The 1,840-nt window shown below is 72.3% G+C and carries 2 protein-coding genes; both read left to right on the top strand.

Translation table 11 applies throughout. The annotated features are described in order from the left end of the window. Positions 1-55: 55 nt before the first annotated feature. The gene (gene recO, locus Q7F20_RS18515; RefSeq protein WP_305741522.1) at positions 56-901 is read left to right on the top strand and encodes a DNA repair protein RecO; all 846 of its coding nucleotides are present in this window, start codon (positions 56-58) and stop codon (positions 899-901) included. Continuing rightward, a complete protein-coding gene (locus Q7F20_RS18510) occupies positions 898-1,695 on the top strand; it encodes an isoprenyl transferase (RefSeq protein ID WP_305741521.1) in 798 nt (265 codons plus the stop codon). Before recO ends, Q7F20_RS18510 begins: the two co-directional genes overlap by 4 nt. Positions 1,696-1,840: the final 145 nt, after the last annotated feature.

The following is a 1,840-nucleotide window of genomic DNA, read 5'->3' as shown; positions in this document are numbered from 1 at the left end:
AGGCGCGGCGCCTCGGCAGGCGCGGAGCGTCGGTGGCGCGGGGGATACTGGACCAATGCCGCTGTACCGGGACGAGTGCGTCGTGTTGCGCACCCACAAGCTCGGAGAAGCCGACCGCATCGTCACCATGCTCAGCCGGCAGCACGGCAAGATCCGCGCCGTCGCGAAGGGCGTCCGGCGGACCGCGTCGAAGTTCGGGTCCCGGCTCGAGCCGTTCATGGTCGTCGACGCCCAGTTCTACGAGGGCCGCTCGCTCGACATCGTCACCCAGGCCGAGTCGCTCGGGTCGTACGGTGCGCAGATCGTCGCCGACTACGGGGCGTACACCGCCGCCAGCGCCATGGTGGAGACCGCCGACCGCCTGAGCGAAGCGGACGCCGGACTGCAGCAGTACCTGCTCCTCGTCGGGGCCCTCCGCTCCCTCGCCCGCGGGGAACACGTGGTCAGTGCGACGCTCGACTCCTACCTGTTGCGTGCGATGAGCATCGCGGGGTGGGCGCCCTCGTTCCGCGACTGCGCGGTCACCGGCGAGCCCGGACCGCACTCGGCGTTCGTCGTCCAACTCGGGGGCGTGGTGGCGGACCACGCCGCACCCCCGGGGACTCCGCGACTCGACTCGGACACCCTGCGGCTCCTGGGGTCGTTGCTCGCCGGCGACTGGCGGACGGTGGACGCGTCGGACGAGCGGACGCGCTCCCGGGCCTCCGGCGTGGTGGCGGCGTACGCCCAGTGGCACCTGGAACGATCGCTCCGGTCGCTGCCCCACGTGGACCGCACCGAGCACCCGTCCCCGGTCGCACCGACCCCGGGTGGCGTGCCGGCCGCGGTCGCCGCGACCCCGGCGCCCACACTGCCGGAGCCGATCGATCACGTGTCCGACCACGGAGGAACCCCTGCATGAGCCCTCGCCGGTACGCCGAGTCCGAGCCGCTGAAGCCCGTCGACTGGACGGGTGAGCGCCCTCCGGCGATCCCGCCGCAGTTCGTGCCGGAGCACGTCGCGATCGTGATGGACGGCAACGGGCGCTGGGCGAACCAGCGCGGGCTCACGCGCGTCGAGGGGCACCGCGCCGGCGAGGCATCGCTGCTCGACGTGGTCGCGGGTGCCGTGCAGATCGGCGTCAAGCACGTGTCGGCGTACGCGTTCTCGACCGAGAACTGGAAGCGCTCACCCGACGAGGTCCGCTTCCTGATGGGCTTCAACCGCGAGGTCCTGCACCGCCGCCGCGACCAGCTCGACGCGTGGGGCGTGCGGATCCGGTGGGCCGGGCGACGGCCGAGACTGTGGCGCAGCGTCATCGACGAGCTGCAGACCGCCGAGCGCATGACCGCCGACAACGATGTCTGCACCCTAACGATGTGCGTCAACTACGGCGGTCGGAACGAGATCGTCGACGCGGTCCGGGGCATGGCCGAGGACGTCGCTGCCGGACGCCTCAAGCCGAGCCAGGTCACCGAGAAGGCCCTGGCGAAGCGGCTGTACGTGCCGGAGCTGCCGGACGTGGACCTCTTCCTCCGGAGTTCGGGGGAGCAGCGGACGTCCAACTTCATGCTGTGGCAGTCGGCGTACGCCGAGATGGTGTTCCTCGACCGGCTGTGGCCGGACTTCCGTCGCACCGACCTGTGGGGAGCGATCGAGCAGTACGCACGCCGCGACCGACGGTTCGGTGGGGCGGTGGACGCGCCGACGGCCTGACAGGAGGCGCGGGTCGGTGCCGAGACGTGCCTCCCGTCCGGCTGTACCCGGGCTGGACGCGGGGCGCGGACCGCGTGAGCCCTCAGTGCGGTGCGCGGGCTGCGCCGCGCCCCACTGTGGTCATTGCGCCCCGGAGAGACGGGGC

Origin of the sequence: Curtobacterium sp. A7_M15 (assembly GCF_030705415.1) — a bacterium.
GTDB lineage: Bacteria > Actinomycetota > Actinomycetes > Actinomycetales > Microbacteriaceae > Curtobacterium.
This window is presented reverse-complemented; position numbering and strand designations above follow the sequence as displayed.

Coding starts and splice junctions, on each gene's coding strand:
- Q7F20_RS18510 (WP_305741521.1), top strand. CDS start 898: ATGAGCCCTCGCCGGTACGCCGAGTCCGAGCCGCTGAAGCCCGTCGAC.
- recO (WP_305741522.1), top strand. CDS start 56: ATGCCGCTGTACCGGGACGAGTGCGTCGTGTTGCGCACCCACAAGCTC.